The sequence below is a fragment of the Paenibacillus sp. TAF43_2 genome, from assembly GCF_052113545.1.
Classification (GTDB): Bacteria; Bacillota; Bacilli; order Paenibacillales; family Paenibacillaceae; genus Pristimantibacillus.
This window is the reverse complement of sequence record NZ_JBFRDK010000131.1, coordinates 1-18,232: the sequence shown is the minus strand read 5'-3', so window position 1 is coordinate 18,232 and position 18,232 is coordinate 1. Positions and strand designations below refer to the sequence as shown.

At 43.7% G+C, this 18,232-nt stretch carries 12 protein-coding genes and 1 rRNA gene; 12 read left to right on the top strand and 1 reads right to left on the bottom strand.

Translation table 11 applies throughout. The features are described 5' to 3' along the window. The 10 genes from AB4Z17_RS23495 to AB4Z17_RS23450 form a co-directional block, all read left to right on the top strand. Positions 1-1,231: response regulator (locus AB4Z17_RS23495; protein WP_441962387.1), on the top strand; the 1,231-nt coding region annotated here is incomplete at its 5' end. A 59-nt stretch (positions 1,232-1,290) separates the two neighbouring features. Then, positions 1,291-2,397, top strand: a complete 1,107-nt coding sequence (locus tag AB4Z17_RS23490; protein ID WP_441962389.1) for a response regulator — start codon at positions 1,291-1,293, stop codon at positions 2,395-2,397. A gap of 168 nt (positions 2,398-2,565) precedes the next feature. Continuing rightward, the gene (locus AB4Z17_RS23485) at positions 2,566-7,557 is read left to right on the top strand and encodes an Ig-like domain-containing protein (RefSeq protein ID WP_441962385.1); all 4,992 of its coding nucleotides are present in this window, start codon (positions 2,566-2,568) and stop codon (positions 7,555-7,557) included. A gap of 265 nt (positions 7,558-7,822) precedes the next feature. Beyond that, positions 7,823-8,110 (top strand): Asp-tRNA(Asn)/Glu-tRNA(Gln) amidotransferase subunit GatC, encoded by a 288-nt coding sequence (gatC, locus tag AB4Z17_RS23480; protein WP_076271888.1) that lies wholly within the window; start codon positions 7,823-7,825, stop codon positions 8,108-8,110. A gap of 35 nt (positions 8,111-8,145) precedes the next feature. Beyond that, on the top strand, positions 8,146-9,603 hold the full coding sequence (gatA, locus tag AB4Z17_RS23475; protein WP_076271889.1) for an Asp-tRNA(Asn)/Glu-tRNA(Gln) amidotransferase subunit GatA: 1,458 nt from the start codon (positions 8,146-8,148) through the stop codon (positions 9,601-9,603). Between the two features lie 36 nt (positions 9,604-9,639). Beyond that, positions 9,640-11,079, top strand: a complete 1,440-nt coding sequence (gatB, locus tag AB4Z17_RS23470; RefSeq protein ID WP_441962383.1) for an Asp-tRNA(Asn)/Glu-tRNA(Gln) amidotransferase subunit GatB — start codon at positions 9,640-9,642, stop codon at positions 11,077-11,079. Between the two features lie 148 nt (positions 11,080-11,227). Continuing rightward, positions 11,228-11,938, top strand: a complete 711-nt coding sequence (locus AB4Z17_RS23465; protein ID WP_076271891.1) for an MgtC/SapB family protein — start codon at positions 11,228-11,230, stop codon at positions 11,936-11,938. Next, positions 11,920-13,845: a DUF4097 family beta strand repeat-containing protein gene (locus AB4Z17_RS23460; protein WP_441962381.1), complete on the top strand. Its 1,926-nt coding sequence runs from the start codon at positions 11,920-11,922 to the stop codon at positions 13,843-13,845. Before AB4Z17_RS23465 ends, AB4Z17_RS23460 begins: the two co-directional genes overlap by 19 nt. Before the next feature lie 77 nt (positions 13,846-13,922). Continuing rightward, positions 13,923-14,357, top strand: coding sequence for a peroxide-responsive transcriptional repressor PerR (perR, locus tag AB4Z17_RS23455; protein WP_076271893.1), 435 nt, complete (start codon positions 13,923-13,925; stop codon positions 14,355-14,357). Between the two features lie 219 nt (positions 14,358-14,576). Further along, complete coding sequence (locus AB4Z17_RS23450) at positions 14,577-16,199, top strand: glycosyl hydrolase family 18 protein (RefSeq protein ID WP_441962379.1); 1,623 nt, start codon at positions 14,577-14,579, stop codon at positions 16,197-16,199. A 170-nt stretch (positions 16,200-16,369) separates the two neighbouring features. Here AB4Z17_RS23450 and AB4Z17_RS23445 read toward each other — a convergent pair whose 3' ends face one another. Then, positions 16,370-16,729 carry a YgzB family protein gene (locus AB4Z17_RS23445; protein WP_441962377.1) on the bottom strand — a complete coding sequence of 120 codons (360 nt, stop codon included), beginning with the start codon at positions 16,727-16,729 and terminating at the stop codon, positions 16,370-16,372. Positions 16,730-16,882: 153 nt separating this feature from the next. Here AB4Z17_RS23445 and AB4Z17_RS23440 point away from each other — a divergent pair, with 153 nt between their 5' ends. Then, a complete protein-coding gene (locus tag AB4Z17_RS23440) occupies positions 16,883-17,767 on the top strand; it encodes a nucleotidyltransferase-like protein (protein WP_441913193.1) in 885 nt (294 codons plus the stop codon). A gap of 383 nt (positions 17,768-18,150) precedes the next feature. Then, positions 18,151-18,232 (top strand): 16S ribosomal RNA (locus AB4Z17_RS23435); the annotation flags it as partial.

The following is an 18,232-nucleotide window of genomic DNA, read 5'->3' as shown; positions in this document are numbered from 1 at the left end:
TGGTTATATGGGAATGGGAGTCGGTCTGTACATTAGCCGCAAGCTGGTTGAGCGAATGGACGGCGAAATTCGAGTGGATTGGTCCGAAATCGGTGAAGGAACTCGTATGCTCTTTACACTGCCTAGGGCTTTAGACATTCAAGGCTATCGGGAAGCTTCGGCATCCTCAGAAAACGAAATGATGCAGCGAGTGACTGCTGATCACGCCTCGCTCGACGTTATAGGCTATCATGATCATACCATTTTAATCGTGGATGACGAGGCCTCCAATATTTATAGCTTATTGCATATCTTAAAGCAGCATCGATACAATGTGATTACAGCATTTTCGGCTAAAGAAGCGATGTTCAAGATGGACGAGCATCCTCATGTGGATCTTGTTATTTTAGATGTTATGATGCCAGGTACTTCTGGTATTGAACTATGCCGTACACTGCGAGGCCGCTATTCTATTCTAGATTTGCCCATTCTCTTCGCGACTGTTAAGGACACGCCTGCAGATATTGCGTTAGGTTTCAGGGCAGGTGCTAATGATTATATAACGAAGCCATTTGATGGTGAGACGCTGCTTGCTAGAATCCAAACATTGATTGCAATGAAAACCTCCATTCAGGAGGCCATTCAAAATGAGCTAGCCTTTCATCAGGCTCAGATTAAGCCTCATTTTTTGTTCAACGCGTTAAGCAGCGTTATTTCCTTCTGTTATACAGATGGAGAAAAAGCAGCCTATTTACTGTCGATGCTTAGTCAATATATACGCTACATTCTAGATACGGATCGATCTAATTTAGTCGTTCCTCTAGACCGTGAGCTTGAATTGATTCATGCCTATGTTGAGATCGAAAAAGCTAGGTTTGGAGAGCGGTTTACTTTTATCTCTCATGTAGATGAAGGTCTTCAAGATGTAGAGATTCCTTCTTTATGTATTCAGCCATTTGTTGAAAATGCGATCCGTCACGGGTTATTTGATAAAGAGGGAGAGGGCACTGTTTCATTAAAGATTAATGAAGGACATGGTTATATACAAGTAACCGTCGAGGACGATGGTGTTGGAATGCCGGATATTCTGCTTAGTCAAATAACGAGCGGAGAGAAGCGGGATGGGGGCATTGCCATCGCTAATATTCGAAAGCGGCTAGAGGCCATTTCTGGTGCTGCATTCACTGTTCATTCAGAGCTAGGGAGCGGAACAAAGATAACGATGTATTTGCCTTATGGTATCGTAGGGTGAATAATCATGACTCATCACTTGGACGATATTTTGGATGAAGGATTAAAGGGGTGAAGATTATGTTTCGGGCTGTCATTATAGAAGATGAGAAGCCGATTTTGGAATTAATGAAGGTTATTTTAGGACGGAATACTAATTACACTATTGTGGGAGCTTTCACTAATCCTATTGAAGCGCTAGAGAAAATGGAAGACATTAAGCCCGACGTAGCTTTCATAGATGTGGAGATGCCTAAGATGAATGGGCTTGAGCTTTCACGGAAAGTACGAGCGTTAACAGTGCAGACGGAGATTGTTTTTACAACAGCTTACAAGAACTATGCTCTGGACGCGTTTGGGGTAGAAGCGATTGATTATATTTTAAAGCCGGTAACACCTTCAACAATTGAACGGGTGACGGAACGTCTAGTTAATCGGCAGCGCTCAACTATGATGGTCATCCCTCAAAAGGACCTATCTATGATCCAATGTTTTGGTGGGTTCGAGGTCCGCAATTCGGAAGGGGTTCCTGTACATTTTCGGACACGCAGGGCAGAGGTGCTGTTTGCCTATTTTTTGTGTCATTCGGGACGCAATATTAGCAAATGGCAGGTAATGGATTTATTGTGGCCGGATATGCCGGAGGAGAGAAGCTCTTCCAATCTATACAATACAATTTATCTTATGAAGAAAATATTGAAAGAAAATGATCTCGGCATGAGCATCCGTAAAATGAATGATGGCTACATGATGGAAACGGGAAACCAAATGTATGATGCGCTAGCGTTCCAACGCTCAAATGTATCTTTTACCGAGGGTAAGCTGGATAGGGAGCAAATGGAGTATCTATGTGCATTGTATCAAGGGCCGCTACTGGACGGGAAAACCTATCTATGGAAAATCTCACTGGAGGAAGCTTATTTTAAACAATACTCCATGATGACCAGAAAGCTAGTCGAAGATGATTTATTATCGAATGACTGGAATCAAGCGGAACAGCGCCTCGACAAATATTTGGCTGTTTATCCGCTTCATGAAGAGATGAATCAGCTTATGATCGATATTTATGAGAAACAAGGGAACAGGGAGAAGATGCTTCGACTATATACGAAATATGAGAGGGCTTGCCGCGAAGAGCTTGGAATAGAGCCGTCTTTGGATATGAAGAGCAGGTTATCTTCGTTCTAGATTCATTAAAAATATAGTTATAAACAATTAGAGCAGAGGAATGTCCTCTGTTCTTATTTGTTTTTTCGACATGTTGTGACGAATTGTGAGATTTTGTTGAGTTTCGATTGTTAAGATTCTTCCAAACATGGTAATAGCCAATCACACGGTGGGAGAGAGGTCAAAAATATGCTTAGTTTAGTAAGGTCCAAGAAGATAATCAGTATGATTCTATTCGCGCTGATGGTCAACCTATGCTCGTCATTGTTTATTGAGGATGGGAGAAAGGTAAATGCGGCTGGAACTGAAGAAGTTTCTGTATTTAAGAAAGCGTATATTACAAGCTATACCAATGGTACTGTCGATGTTGTTAATCTATCGGATCTGACGGTAGAAAAGGCTAAAATCAAGGTAGGAAATCAACCGAATAGCGCTGCGATTAACCCCAATCAGAAGCAAGTGTTCATAACCAACAGAGGAAGCAATACGGTTTCGGTTATTGATCCGGCGAAGGATGAGGTAATCGCGACCATACCGGTTGGAATTCAACCTCATGGCGTTGCCTTTAATAAGGATGGAAGTAAAGCCTATGTGGCAAATGACTTAGGAAACTCGATTTCAGTTATAAATACAGCCTCATTTGTTGAGGAGAAAAAAATATCCGTTGCTAATCCTATTGCGATGGTATTGGTTGGTAATGATCTTTATGTTACCAGTAAAAGCGGGAAACTCACGATTATAGATATAATAAGCGAATCAATTGTTAAGGAAATCACTATTGAGGGGGCACTTTACGGACTTTCGGTTAATCCCTCAGGCACAAAGATTTATGTGGCTAACATAATAACTAATTTCGTCTCCATAATTGATACCTATTCAAAAACTCATGAAGCGGATATACCGGTTGGCAGCATGACAACTGCAACAGAAGTTAGTCCTGATGGCAGTAAGATATTTGCAGCACATGGCTATAGTGACTCTGTGTCAGTAATCAATGCGGCAACCCTTAAAGTGGATGCTACCATAAGTGTTGGCGCTAGGCCTTATGTCATCGGCCTTTCCAAAGATGGTCTTCAAGCGTACACGATTAATTATGGCTCGAGCAATATGAGTGTTATAAACACAGCGACAAACAAAGTCGACAAGACTATTGGGTTGAGTGATGGTCCTTTTATGGTCGGAACCTTCATGGTTCCTGTTGCTGTTGCATTGGATGCTGAACCCTCTGAACCATCCGAGCCAGCAGATAACAAAGCACCTGTTGTGGCAGCACTAACTCCTGTTAAGGATGCACAGACTGTTAGTGTGGATACTAATCTTAAATTAACGTTTGATGAGAAAGTAAAGGCATTGGCGGGTAAAAAGATAACGCTTTGGAAGCCTCGGGAATTATCAATGATTAATGGACCTCAATATCCGATCTTAATAAGCGATGCAACGTTAGTAGAATCAATTGATGCAGGTGATTCGACAAAGGTAACAGTCTTGGATAATGTAGCAACAATTAATCCAGCAGCGGATCTGGAATATCAGACGACTTATTTTGTGAAGATTGAACCATCTACTTTTACGGATATTGCAGGAAATGGCTATGCTGGATTAACCGCTGATGTTGAAATCCATGATGGTCAAGTACAGGATACTTATACAGAATCATGGCTTTTCAAAACGGGTAAGGCAGCAGATACAACCGGCCCGGTGGCGACAACATTTGTACCCGCGAAAGCAGCTGTGGATGTTTCCATCAGTACGGACATGACATTAACGTTCAACGAAAATGTGAAGGCTGGAACAGGCAAAAAAATAAAGATTTTTGAACCGGGCAGAGCCACACCGGATGGAACAAATCCAAGTGCTCCAATTTTACTTGAAGAAATAACTTCATCAGATACGAGCAAAATAACGATTTCTGGGAACAAAGTTACCATTAATCCAACGAAAAACATGAAAAACAATACCTATTATTATATTCTCATGGATAAAGGTGCGTTTCAGGACATATACAATAATGATTTTGATGGCATGTTCCAATTCATTCAGTTGATGAACGAAAACGTAATGTATATGGGTGAGCCGGGGAAGATATGGTTCTTCAAAACAGAAGCTGCACCAGACACAACAGCGCCGACAGCTATTGGATATTCACCAGCGAATAATGCGCTTGATGTGGCGGTTGATGCTAGCTTACAGCTGACTTTCAGTGAGATCGTGGAAGCGATGGCAGGCAAAAACATTAGCATCCGCAAAGCAAGTGATGATAGTGTTGTTGAAACCATTGCGGCTAACGATACTGCAAAATTGACACTAGCAGGAACTAAGGCAACCATTAAATTGTCAACTAGTTTAGCTAACGACACGGGTTATTACATTCTGATTGATGATGGAGCCTTTAAGGACAAGGCAGGCAATACGTATAAGGGCATTACAGGTAAGACGATCTGGAGCTTCAAGACAGCAAAGAGTGTTTCGCCACTAACTGTCACGGCATTATCTCCTATTGATGATGCTTCAGCAGTGGCCACTAACTCCGATTTGTTGCTAACTTTTAGCGAGAATGTACAAGTGATTCCGGGTAAAAAGATTTTTATCAAGAAGCAATCTGATGACAGCATTGCTCATACTTTTGAAATTAGCAGCATTAGCGATGTAAGTGTATCTGGTAATAAAGTAAAGATAAATCCTTACCTAATGGTATCGGATGTTCCAGGGAATTATTTGGAATACAATACTGCTTACTATGTTCAAATAGAAGCGGGAGCACTGAAAAGCACGACCAGCAGTGCACAATACGCAGGTATTGCAGACAAGACAACTTGGAACTTCACTACAGGCGCTGCTCCGGAAAAAAACGAACTGAAGGTTACAGCATACTCACCTGCCGGAGGGACAAATAGTGTTTCTCAGAGTACAGCTCTAAAACTGACGTTTAGCACAAATGTTCAGGGAATAAACGGCAAGAGCTTTGAAATTAGAAAGAAGTCTGACAATAGCGTTGTGCATAAAGTGAGTATCGGAGAAATGGGAGTCGAGATATCGGGAAATACGGTAACGATCAATCCTCCAATCCTCCCGCAACCTGGCAATGGTCCTAAGGTCGAATATTTGGAGCCAGGTACAGAATATTACGTCCTAATTGCAGCTGGAGCTTTGAAGGATAAAGACGGAAACAGCTATGCGGGTATTTCTGATAAATTAGTATGGACCTTTACCACGGAGTCAGATTTGGAACTGGATACAGACGGAGATGGTATTCCAGACTCCATTGATCCAGACGATGACAACGACGGTTTGACGGATGAGCAAGAAGCGAAAATAGGTACAAATCCGAAAGATCCAGACACCGACAAGGATGGAATCAACGATAAGGACGATCCATTTCCAACGGATGGAGCTAAGCCGGGTACAGTAAACGGTGAGCTGGATACAGACGGAGACGGCATTCCAGACTCAACTGATCCAGACGATGACAACGACGGGTTGACGGATGAGCAAGAAGCGAAAATAGGAACGAATCCAAAAGATCCCGACACCGACAAGGATGGAATCAATGACAAGGACGATCCATTCCCAGCGGATGCAGCTAAGCCGGGTACAGTAAACGGTGAGCTGGATACAGACGGAGACGGTATTCCAGATTCGACTGATCCAGACGACGACAATGACGGATTGACGGATGTGCAAGAAAAAGCAATTGGAACAAATCCAAAAGATCCTGACACCGACAAGGATGGAATCAACGACAAGGACGATCCATTCCCAGCGGATGCTTCTAAGCCGGGTACAGTAAACGGTGAGCTGGACACAGATGGAGATGGCATTCCAGATTCGACTGATCCAGACGACGACAACGACGGTTTGACGGATGAGCAAGAAGCGAAAATAGGTACAAATCCAAAAGATCCTGATACTGACAAGGATGGAATCAACGATAAAGATGATCCATTCCCAACGGATGCGTCTAAGCCGGGCAAAGTAAACGGTGAGCTAGATACAGACGGAGACGGTATTCCAGATTCGACTGATCCAGACGATGACAACGACGGTTTGACGGATGAGCAAGAGGTAAAACTGGGTACAAATCCAAAAGATTCTGACACCGACAAGGATGGAATCAACGACAAGGACGATCCATTCCCAGCGGATGCTTCTAAGCCGGGTACAGTAAACGGTGAGCTGGATACAGACGGAGATGGCATTCCAGATTCGACTGATCCAGATGATGACAACGACGGTTTGACGGATGAGCAAGAAAAAGCAATTGGAACGAATCCAAAAGATCCAGATACGGACAAGGATGGAATCAATGATAAGGACGATCCATTCCCAACGGATGCTTCTAAGCCGGGTACAGTAAACGGTGAGCTGGACACAGACGGAGATGGCATTCCAGACTCGACTGATCCAGACGACGACAACGACGGTTTGACGGATGAGCAAGAAAAAGCAATTGGAACGAATCCAAAAGATCCAGACACGGACAGAGATGGTGTCAATGATAAGGATGATTATTATCCGCTCGATCCAACGAGATCCAGTTATTCAGGCAACAACTCGGGCGGCAACGTGACGCMAAAGCCTGATAAGCCTGATCCGGTTGAAGTTCCAGAACACAAAGAAGTCAAAGCTTATATTATTGGTCATCAGGACGGAAGCTTTAAACCAGAGAAAGGGATTACACGTGCTGAAATGGCAGCGATACTTGTTCGCATACTGGGCAAGGAAGCTGAATTATCTTCCGTGAGCAGCACGGGCGTTGATGCTGAGCATTGGGCTGCAAAATACATTGCAATCATAACCAAATTGGGTTTAATGGTTGGTTATCCAGATGGCAGCTTCAAACCAAATCAGACGATCACTCGTGCGGAAATGGCTGTTATTATTAATCGATTGATGGAGCATATTGAAACCGGCGGCAAAAGCTTCTCTGACATTAATGGGCACTGGGCACAAACGGCCATTGATCAGGGGACTGCAGCAGGAATTTTCAACGGGTATAAGGATGGTACATTTGCGCCAAACCGCGTTCTTACGAGAGCAGAGGCTGTTGTCATATTCAATAGACAGCAGGGCAGATCTCCTCTAGCAGGAGCAGATCAACAATGGAGTGACGTTTCGCAGAAGCACTGGGCGTATGAAGATATTCAGACTGCGAGCATCGACCATGAGATTAAAGAGCAATAATGCTAACGGTCATCTAGAGCATTTCAGTAAGAACCTGATTCTCTAAAACTAAAAAGCAGCCTGCCTCACAACAGCTTAAGTTGTGAGAGTAGGCTGCTTTTGTTTGTTTGATAAACGATAGCTTTTACGCCCAACTCTTCTGCTTTAGATCCAGTTCCTTTTATGTGGAAATTAAGAAGTGATTTGCCGTTTACATTGATGTTCTCCCTGTATGTGCGATATAATAGGAAGAATGATTACAGGAATAGGAAAGGAAGAATACCTGATGAGCATTTCACCTAAGGATGTAGACCATGTAGCAAGACTTGCGCGGTTAGAGCTATCCGATTCGGAGAAGGATCAGTTTACGGAGCAGCTCAATGCGATTTTGAAATATGCGGAAAAGCTAGAAGGCTTGGATACGGAAAATGTTGAGCCAACCAGCCATGTGCTCCCTATAACGAATGTAACGCGCGCGGATGAGAAACGCCCGTCGCTGCCGATCGAGAAGGTTTTGCTAAATGCGCCTGATGAAGAAGATGGACAATTTAAAGTACCTGCGGTGCTTGAATAATACGAATGGGTTTAATTTGAAGGGAGGAACTACTGTTGGCACTGTTTGATTTGCGCCTGCAGGATGTACATAACAAGCTTAACAATAAGGAACTGTCTGTTTCTGAGCTGGTTAGCGCATCATTTGCGAGAATTGCGGAAACTGAGCCTGCTATTAAGGCTTTTATCACATTAAATGAAGAGAATGCACGCTTGCAGGCTTCCGAGCTGGACAAGCAATTGCAAGAAGGCGGCGACCAAGGTTTATTGTTTGGATTGCCGGCGGGTGTTAAGGATAATATTGTGACTGAAGGTCTACTGACCACTTGTGCGAGTCAGTTCTTAAGCAATTACAATCCTATTTATGATGCCACTGTTGTTCGCAAGCTGAAAGCAGCTCAGTCGGTAACGATTGGCAAGCTGAACATGGATGAATTTGCGATGGGCGGTTCCAACGAGAACTCCAGCTTCTATCCAACTCGCAATCCATGGAATACGGATTATGTTCCAGGCGGCTCAAGCGGCGGATCCGCAGCTTCGGTTGCTGCTGGACAAGTTTATTTCTCGCTTGGCTCCGACACTGGCGGCTCGATTCGTCAGCCAGCTGCTTATTGCGGTATCGTTGGCCTCAAACCAACATATGGCCTAGTATCACGCTTTGGACTTGTTGCTTTTGCATCTTCTTTGGACCAAATCGGTCCGCTTACCAAAAATGTTGAAGATTCCGCATTTGTGCTGCAAGCCATTGCTGGTTACGACACAAGCGACTCTACATCAGCGAATGTGGATATTCCAGATTACACAGCAGCTCTTACAGGTGATGTAAAAGGTCTGCGTATCGGTGTGCCTAAAGAATACCTAGGAGCTGGTATTGATCCGCGTGTGAAAGAAGCGGTACTTAAAGCGCTGGCAGTGTACGAATCACTGGGCGCGACTTGGGAAGAGGTTTCACTTCCGCATACGGAGTATGCAATCGCTACTTACTATTTGCTTGCTTCCTCGGAAGCATCGTCAAATCTAGCTCGTTTCGACGGCGTACGTTACGGCGTACGTGCGGAAGATCCTGCAAATCTCATTGATTTGTATAAGAAATCCCGCAGCGAAGGATTTGGCGCTGAAGTAAAACGCCGGATTATGCTTGGAACCTATGCTCTAAGCTCTGGCTATTATGACGCATATTATTTGAAAGCTCAGAAGGTGCGTACACTTATCAAGCAGGACTTTGACCAAGTGTTCAGCCAATATGATCTCATCATCGGACCTACGGCTCCGACACCTGCGTTCCGAATCGGAGAGCAAGTTGGAGATCCATTAACGATGTATTTAAACGATATCTGTACGATACCGGTAAGCTTGGCTGGCGTTCCTGCCATTAGCGTTCCTTGTGGAACGGCAGATGGCTTGCCGATTGGCTTGCAAATTATCGGGAAAGCGTTCGACGAATCGACGGTGCTGCGCGCCGCTCATGCGTTCGAGCAGCATACAGAGCATCATAAACAACGTCCGCAGCTATAAGCGGACCTATATACGTTTACGAAGGGATCGATACGAATGTCTGAACCGAACAAATACGAGACGGTTGTCGGGCTGGAAGTCCATGTGGAGCTGCATACGAACAGTAAAATCTTTTGCGGCTGCTCTACGGCTTTCGGCGCGCCGCCGAATACCCATACCTGTCCAGTATGCCTTGGACATCCCGGCGTTTTGCCGGTATTGAATCGTAAAGCCGTTGAATATGCAATGAAAGCGGCAATGGCTTTGAACTGTCAAATTGCAGATATCAGCAAGTTTGACCGTAAAAACTATTTTTACCCCGATTCGCCAAAAGCGTATCAGATTTCGCAATTCGATCAACCAATTGGTGAACATGGCTGGATTGATATTGAAGTGGGCGGAGAAACCAAACGAATTGGGATTACGAGGCTGCACCTTGAAGAGGATGCAGGCAAATTGACTCACGTCGATGGCGGTTATGCATCACTTGTCGATTTCAACCGTGTAGGTACGCCGCTAATTGAGATCGTATCAGAGCCTGATATTCGTACACCTGAGGAAGCGAAAGCATACCTCGAGAAAATCAAAGCCATCATGCAGTATTGCGATGTTTCTGATGTGAAGATGGAAGAGGGCAGCTTGCGCTGTGATGCAAACATAAGCCTTCGTCCATACGGACAAAAGGAATTTGGTACACGTGCGGAGCTTAAGAACATGAACTCCTTCCGCGGCGTTCAGCGCGGCCTTGAGTATGAGCAGTTCCGCCAAGCGGAAATTCTCGATAGCGGAGGTGAGGTTATCCAGGAGACGCGTCGTTTTGACGATGCACTTGGTAAGTCCTTCTCTATGCGCGGCAAAGAAGAAGCACATGATTATCGCTACTTCCCGGACCCGGATCTAGTACAGCTTCATATTAGTGAAGACTGGAAGCAAAGCATTCGTGCGACAATTCCAGAATTGCCTGATGCGCGCAAAGCGAGATATACGGCTGATTACAGCTTGCCTTCCTATGATGCTGAAGTCATTACTTCATCTAAGAAGCTTGCTGATTTCTTCGAGGAGAGCCTTTCTTACACGAAGGATGCCAAATCCGTATCGAACTGGATCATGGGTGATTTGCTTGGTTATTTGAATGCCAACGGTCAAGAAATTACCGATGTAAAGATTACTGGACAAGGCCTAGGTGAAATGATTGGTTTGCTTGAGAAAGGCACAATCAACGGTAAAATTGCCAAAACGGTATTTAAAGCGATGCTGGATTCAGGCAAGCTGCCACAGCAGATTGTAGAGGAACAGGGTCTCGTTCAAATCAGTGACGAAGGCGCTATTCAAGCCATCGTTAACCAGATCGTTGAAGCAAATCCGCAATCTGTTGAAGATTACAGAGCAGGTAAAGATAAAGCAATTGGCTTCCTTGTTGGTCAGGTTATGAAGGAATCAAGAGGGAAAGCAAATCCTGCACTCGTGAATAAGCTGCTTGTAGAACGCTTGAAATAAGAGCAGTTGCACGCAAATAGACGCGGTTCATCAACATGATGAACCGCGTCTTTCTTTTTGTACATCACTCTGGACAGAAGACCTGTAAGCTCCATACGCTGCATACAATTATGTTACAATAGCGAATATAGAAAGGTCGGGATTGTTTATGCTACTAAGTACACTTCATAATCCTTGGTATATTAGTGAACTTCATATTTTATTAAGGCTCCTGCTTGCCTTGCTATTGGGCGGACTTATTGGCTTCGAGCGAGAACAGTCGAATCATGCTGCTGGACTTCGAACGAATATTCTAGTTTGTTTAGGTTCTTGCTTGTTGATGCTGCTATCCATGTACGGTTTCTCAGCATTTGTCGACGAGCCTAACGTACGGGTTGACCCAGCGCGACTTGCAGCCGCAGTTATTACAGGCATTGGATTTCTAGGTGCAGGTACTATTTTATTTACCGGAAAATCAATAACGGGTTTAACGACAGCGGCGTCCCTATGGGTCGTTTCTGCAATTGGATTAGCAGTCGGAGCAGGCTTTTATTTTGCATCAGCTACCGCAACGATCATGGTTCTTGTGACATTATGGGCGTTTAATAAGCTGGAAAAAAGGTATATTAGTGCAAAGAAAGAGCACTTGCTCAAAATAAAAGCTAATAATTTATCTCAAGCTATGCTTGAATTAAATAGCCTATTGACTGATCGGAAAATCATCATGAGAAAAATGCTGCTGGAAGAATGCGAGGGTGAAGAGGAAGGCGAGCAGATTTTGCTGCAGGTGTATATTACACTGCCTAAATCAGAAGCATTGTTAGTGCTCCTCGATAATATAAAGCACTTGGAGGGTGTACGTTGGGTCAGCTCAGAATAAAACGAATAAAAAATAGGCTTCTCACCGTATTATTCGCATTTGCTATGCCAGGAGCAGGACATATGTATACGGGACAGCATCCGAAAGGCTTACTGTTAATTGCGGCCTTTTGGCTGGATTTGACGGCGATTGTACGATTAGCCGATTCAGATGGCGGCAGACATTTGCTGTTGATCGTTTATTTAGGTATTATGCTTCCTATTTTTTATTTTATTAGCGTGTTTGATTCCTTGCAAAGCGCGGATGCCGATAATAACAACCCCGTTGCACTGAATCGCACACATGGTATTTTACTTTTGGCGGCGGGAAGCGTCATGCTTATTTTAGTGAAGCCTCCACAAGCGATTTTGCCCTGGATGAATGAACTAGCGGAGTTATGTGTTGGCCCGATTATTATAATCGCTTCAATATTGCTGCTGTCACGTTCAAGGAAAGGAAGAGTTACTATGTTTAAGCTGGGACGCTTTACAGCAGCGGCACTGGTATTGGTCGTAGGAGGATTGCTTCTCTGGGATCAAATTCAAGGACGGAATGATATTTCATTGCTTGGTCAATGGTGGCCGGTTATTTTTATTTTGCTAGGTTTAGAAATCATACTATACAGCATAAAGTTTAAAGACATAGAAAAAAAGCTTCGATTTGATGTTGGAGGCGCGATGATCGCTGTTGCGATTTCGTTGACCGCTTACGTTGTGACCCAATACGCGGATATCCCTTATCGTTGGCTGGATCAATTTAATGTTGATTTGAACGGTGCAGCAGAATTTGGAGAAGAGAAAGGATTTCATTATGAGAAGACCATCATTAAGGTTCCTTTAGATGAAGCGATTTCACTCATTCGTGTAGTTAATCCCAATGGGCAAGTAACCATTCGATCGGGCGACGTGCAGGAAATAGAGCTTTTGACCGCTGTATGGGTTGATGTGCCAGGCAAAACGGAGGCTGATGCGATCGCAGAGCAATCAACCGTCAAAATTAATCCAGGCGCTGAAGTAACGTTGGAGGCGAAGGGTCAAACCTATGGCGCTAACGGCAGCAGAAAACCGAGAATGAATATGATCATTACCGTACCAATGTCTTTGTCTGATCAGGTTGAGGTTAATCAACAGCCTACAGAAACACCGTTATCCTTAGGAGCGGAAGGTATTGATGCGAATAACGATGAAATTCCGGAGTCAACACCTGATGCTGATTTGAACGACCAGTCCGCAACTGAACAGCCTACGGATACAGATGCAGGTTTAAATGGTCAATCTGAACAACCGCCTCAGAATGCTGAGGAACAAAAGCCTGTATTAAAGATGAAAGTAGAATCAGGCAATGGTTCAATTGAAGTCATGAATTTGACGCTGCCAGGCGGCCTTGAGCTCCGAAGCAATAGCGGAATTGTTTCCGTAAGCAACATTAAAGGTCCTATCTCCGTCAAAGGTAATAATGGCGGAATTAATGTGAAAAGCATAACCGGTGATACCAGTCTTGAAACAAAAAATGGTACGGTTACTGCAGATTCTATTGAAGGTAAGCTTTATGCAAATACACTCAATGGCAGTTTGGAGATCAAGCAGATTGAGGGAAACATTGAAGCAGAAACAAAAAACGGGAAAATCAAAATGGACGGTGCAGGCGGTTCTGTTAAAGCGGATACGCTGAATGGGAACATTGAACTAAGCAGTGCTGAAGTTAGCGGAGATTGGGATCTCGATAGCTCCGTTGGAGAGGTAAAGCTTGCAATACCGGCGAATGCTCATTTTGCGATGTATGGATCGGTAACTTTCGGTAATATTGTGTCCGATTTGCCGCTTGAAGTAAGCAAGAAAACGATAAGAGGCACTATAGGCGACGGCACTTTCAGGATTCAGATTAATGCTACGAACAGCATTGCAATTAAGCAATTTGGACTATCCTAAAAAGGCGCTTTCATTGACAAACTCTTAAATAAGAACGTACAATAGCTTTAATAACTTTAAGGAAGGGCGTGAGGGGAATGGGAGCCAGCGTTAACTTAGCACTTGAGCAACTGAAGATGAATGGCGTCCGAATGACCCCGCAACGTCACGCCATATTAAGCTACTTGATGGACTCGATGTCGCATCCGACTGCAGATGAAATTTATAAAGCGCTCTCACCAGTTTACCCGAGCATGAGCGTAGCTACCATATATAACAATCTGCGTTTATTTGTAGAAGCTGGATTAGTGCGTGAGCTGACTTATGGCGATGATTCAAGCCGGTTTGATTCGGATTTATCCGATCATTACCATGCCATTTGCAAAAATTGCGGTTCAATCGTCGATTTTAATTATCCACCGCTGCTTGAGGTAGAACGTGCAGCGTCACGTGTAACAGGTTTTGTGGTTGAAGGACATCGGATGGAAATTTACGGTGTTTGCTCGACTTGCAATACTAAATCAGCGAAATAATTGGCGTTATGCCTACAAGAACGTGCCGGGAAGCGATACAACGCTAATCTGCACGTTTTTTAATAGTCGAATAGAATTTTGAAGTTAACATTACAGGAGAGTGATGACTTGGAAACGATGTACAACCGAGCGCCACGCCGAAAAGGCAACCGAGGTGCTCGGAGCATAATATTGTTGTTTTTGTTAGGAGTAATAGCTGTCTTTTGTTGGTATGGATATATGCGCTTTATTCCTAACAACGAAAAGGTAGATCCAAATTATAAGTCAGAGCATCCTATATTTATTCAAGGCGTTGAAGCGGAGCAAGGAGCTATTATCGAAAATGATGAAGTTAAGCTGCCGCTTTCGGTGCTGGAGCAGGTATTAGGAGCGGACAAGCCTATAAGATATGAGCCTGATTCAGGTTCAATCATACTGACAACTGCCAATAAGGTGCTTCACCTCAAGACGGATTCTTTAACGGCGACTATCAACCAAAAGCCATATGATCTAACGATTACTGCAGAAACGTCTAATGATACGGTCTATATTCCTGCAGAACCTTTGGAGGAGTTATATGGGCTGAAAGTAGAATTCGTAAAAGAGACAGGCACAGTAACACTGCTGAATGCAGGAGACATGGTTCAGCTCGCTGAGGCTACACCTGAGAAAGGGGCAGCTATTCGAACCGAAGCGACTATTCGAGCGCCTTTTGTTCAAAAAGTTCCTCAATCACAGTCAATAAGAATTTGGAAAGAGCAGGAAGGTTGGCTGCTTGTCCAAAACAGCGAAGGCATCATCGGTTTTATGAATAAAAAAGATGTGAAGCTTACTTCTATTGAGAAAATGCCCGAGCAGGCGTCAGAGCCTCCTTTTATTGCTTGGAAGGTGCTCGGCAATAAAATTAATATGACATGGGAAGCTGTTTATCAACGGAAAATCGATACTGCCAAAATAGCGCCGATGCAGGGAGTAAATGTCGTTAGTCCTACCTGGTTTGAACTTGCTGACGACAAAGGAACAATAAAAGGCAAGGCTGATCCCGCATATGTAAAATGGGCACATCAGCAAGGGATGCAGATTTGGGCGCTGTTCAGCAATAGCTTCGAGCCTGATCGAACGACAAAGGCATTAGCGTCAGTGGAAACTCGGTTCTCGATGATACAGCAGCTGATCGGCTTTGCTCAAGTATATGGATTGCAAGGGATTAATTTGGATTTTGAAAATGTACACACGTCGGATAAAGCTAACTTTGTACAATTTGTTCGGGAGCTGACTCCGCTTTTACATGAGCAAGGCTTGGTTGTCTCCGTGGATGTAACGCCCAAGTCGAATAGTGAGATGTGGTCGCTATTTCTTGATCGTGCAGCGCTTGGCAATGTTGTAGATTATATGATGGTCATGGCTTACGATGAGCATTGGGCTGCGAGTCCAAAATCGGGTTCGGTAGCATCGCTGCCTTGGACAGAGAGTTCTCTTGTTCGCATCATGCAGGAGGATGCCGTACCAGCAAGTAAAATTATTTTAAGCATGCCCCTTTATACCCGGATATGGACTGAGAAAAAAGGGGAAGACGGTAAAATAGACGTTTCCTCAAAGGCAGTAGGCATGAAGAAGGTTAATGAGATTATTACGACAAAGAAACTTAAGCCAGCGTTTGATGCAAAAGCAGGTCAGAATTACGTGGAATATACGGAAGACGGAAATTTGATGCGAATATGGATTGAGGATGAGGTATCCATTAAAGCTCGAGTAGCGCTTGCACGTAAATATGATTTAGCGGGTGTAGCAACATGGCAGCGTGCGTTCCAAACGGAAGCTATTTGGAAATCGATCGACGATTCTCTCAAGATTAGGCCATAATTCATTTATAAATGTTAAATAAGAAACGCCTCCTCACATGTGAAGACATGGAGGAGGCGTTTCTTATTTATGTAATGCTGCGATCAAAAGTTGGTTTTCTTAGCTTTTTACCTTCTTAGTAGAATAAAGGTTGTTTCCTAAGAAAGAATCAACCGTATATTCACTATAGGTTAAACTTGCTGTTCAGAAGGAGTAGTTGTTGCTTGTGTAGGATCAAGCGTAAGTATCGTTTTGCAATACATACAACGATCTGTTTTTCCAAGCATCTTGGTTGGACGCGAGCATTCTGGACACTGAAGCATTGTGGCACTTGTTGACATCATGCCAGCCCAGAAATAAACGGCTACGCTGATTAACAAGGAGATCATGCCGATTACCATGAAGATAGCAGCAATGATTTTGCCTGCTTGTCCCAAAAAAACAATGCCGGCTGTTCCGAGTATCATGACTCCCATGCCAACAAGGGTGAAAACGAGTCCCCATAGACGGAATTCATTGATTTTGGCTGACTTGAAAAAGAACTTATTCATGTATTCATACCCTTCCTATGACCAATGACTTATGATTTTGAAACAGTTTCTGAGTTAGTAAGCAGGAATGTGCCTCCAACCTGTCGAAAAAGAATAAAACTGTAGAATATTATTATAGCGTAATAAAATGTGATTAGCTATATGGAGGAACCAGTGGAACATATAAAAGCGTACTTCTCGGACAGCTATCGAGATGAACCTCATTTAATCGGTTTGGCTGTTATTGAAAACCCATATCCTTATAATCCTTTAGCTGATGGATTAGATTCATTAGTACTTGTTGTAATGAATGAAGAGATTGAGCGGAATGATACGGAGCATGTCCAAATCGAGGGTCAACGGGTATTGATTCGAACGATTGATTCGAATGGATTGAGTGAATGGTTGTCTGGTGGCGAAAACCGCAATATTATCGAGTGGCTAGTTCGGGGGGAGATCTTGGTGGATCGCGACGGCTATCTGAGCAGTGTTCGTGAACGTCTGCTTCAGTTTCCTGCTTCAATGCGGGAGCAAAAGCAGTTTGCTGAATTTACGGGTTTCTTAAGAACGTATTTACAAGCAAAGCAGGATCTATTGGATGGTAATTTGTTGGATGCATACAGTCATGTGCTGACAGCCTTGCATCATTGGGCTCATATCGTTCTTATAGAAGAAGGAAGGCATCCTGAGCTAACCGTGTGGAAACAGCTGAAGCGAGTTCACCCAGGAATATATAAGCTCTACGAAGAGCTAACGGTAAGCCCAGAAACATTGGAGCAACGCGTACAATTAGTTATGCTTGGCTGCGAGTTTTCCGTTATGAGCAAAATGAAAACAAGCTGCGCGTTATTATTTAATATACTTGGCAGCCGCGAAGAGCCTTGGAGTATTGCGGAGCTGCAATCACACGCCACATTAAATATATTGCATGGTGATTTGTCGCTTGTTCTCCAAAAGCTTGTGAAGCGGGAGTACATTCGTGAGGTTGCTGTTATGAATGAAGCAGGAGATATAGGTGCGCTTGAACTTCGATATATGAATAACGTGAAAACAAGTTAACGATTCAACCGTTTATAATAGTAGAAGCGCATGTCATGCCCTATGTTTATAGAGGCAGGCATGCGCTTCTTTTGTTTAAAATAAAAAGTAGAAAACATGCTTGACTTATATTAGGATCAGATGATATATTAGTACTCGCCGCTTTTACAGGATACATAATCGCGAAAACGACATTTTAAAAAAAATGTCGAAAAACGAAAAAAAGTACTTGCAAAGAGATAGGCAAACGTGATATATTATAAAAGTCGCCGATACGAAATACGCGGTTGACACGAAAGAAAAGATTGCTCTTTGAAAACTGAACAACGAGTAATAACTGCCTCGCAAATCCTTCGGGATAAGCGAAAAAAGCGATAAAAAAGTAATGAGCAAGTCAAACAACCAATTTGGAGAGTTTGATCCTGGCTCAGGACGAACGCTGGCGGCGTGCCTAATACATGCAAGTCGAGCGGAGTTGATGAGGTG